Below are 1,657 nucleotides of genomic sequence, written 5' to 3' on the forward strand. Positions count from 1 at the left end.
TGTGATAAGCATTTGACTCATCAGCCGACTCACTGCTTGGGCGTACACTTCCAGTCGTACGCTTTTCTTAGCCTCCTGCGTCCCTCCATTGCTCAAACGATTTATAGAAGTACAGGAATATCAACCTGTTGTCCATCGACTACGCCTATCGGCCTCGCCTTAGGTCCCGACTAACCCTGGGAGGACGAGCCTTCCCCAGGAAACCTTAGTTATTCGGTGGACGGGATTCTCACCCGTCTTTCGCTACTCATACCGGCATTCTCACTTCTAAGCGCTCCACATGTCCTTACGATCATGCTTCACCGCCCTTAGAACGCTCTCCTACCACTGGACCATAAGGTCCAATCCACAGCTTCGGTAATCTGTTTAGCCCCGTTACATTTTCGGCGCAGGGTCACTCGACTAGTGAGCTATTACGCACTCTTTGAATGATGGCTGCTTCTAAGCCAACATCCTAGTTGTCTGTGCAACCCCACATCCTTTTCCACTTAACAGATATTTTGGGACCTTAGCTGGTGGTCTGGGCTGTTTCCCTTTCGACTACGGATCTTATCACTCGCAGTCTGACTCCCGGATATAAATACATGGCATTCGGAGTTTATCTGAATTCGGTAACCCGAGATGGGCCCCTAGTCCAAACAGTGCTCTACCTCCACGATTCTTGATTCCGAGGCTAGCCCTAAAGCTATTTCGGAGAGAACCAGCTATCTCCAAGTTCGATTGGAATTTCTCCGCTACCCACACCTCATCCAAGCACTTTTCAACGTGCCCTGGTTCGGTCCTCCAGTGCGTTTTACCGCACCTTCAACCTGGACATGGGTAGATCACTTGGTTTCGGGTCTACGTCCACATACTACATGCGCCCTATTCAGACTCGCTTTCGCTACGGCTCCGACTCTTCATCTTAACCTCGCATGTAAACGTAACTCGCCGGTTCATTCTACAAAAGGCACGCCATCACCCATTAACGGGCTCTGACTACTTGTAAGCACACGGTTTCAGGTACTCTTTCACTCCCCTCCCGGGGTTCTTTTCACCTTTCCCTCACGGTACTGGTTCACTATCGGTCACTAGGTAGTATTTAGCCTTGCCAGATGGTCCTGGCGGATTCCGACGGGATTCCTCGTGTCCCGCCGTACTCAGGATGCTAGTAGAGTTCATCAAGATGTCGCGTACAGGATTGTCACCTTCTTTGATGGGCCTTTCCAGACCACTTCTGCTATCTTGATTTCTTCTCACGTTCTAGTCCTACAACCCCAACAAGCAAGCTCGTTGGTTTGGGCTCCTCCCGTTTCGCTCGCCGCTACTCAGGGAATCGATTTTTCTTTCTCTTCCTGCAGGTAATGAGATGTTTCAGTTCCCTGCGTGTACCTCCTAATGAGCTATGTATTCACTCATTGGTAACACCCTATGAAAGGTGTTGGGTTCCCCCATTCGGAAATCTTTGGATCTTAGCTTACTTACAGCTCCCCAAAGCATATCGGTGTTAGTTCCGTCCTTCTTCGGCTCCTAGTACCAAGGCATCCACCGTGCGCCCTTATTCACTTAACCGTTGGTTAAATGTCGCATAGCGTTGCGTTTTGTTAAAAAACTCTTTTCGTTAGATGTTACTCTAACTCTCGGTAAATTAATTGGTTATTTGTTGTGATATAGTATT

The 1,657-nt window shown here is 48.8% G+C and carries 1 rRNA gene; it reads right to left on the bottom strand.

The window, feature by feature from the left end:
- Positions 1 to 1,551 (bottom strand): 23S ribosomal RNA (locus O3793_RS08835); the annotation flags it as partial.
- Between the last annotated feature and the right edge of the window lie 106 nt (positions 1,552 to 1,657).

This window comes from Granulicatella sp. 20925_1_28, from assembly GCF_041433575.1.
Lineage (GTDB): Bacteria > Bacillota > Bacilli > Lactobacillales > Aerococcaceae > Granulicatella.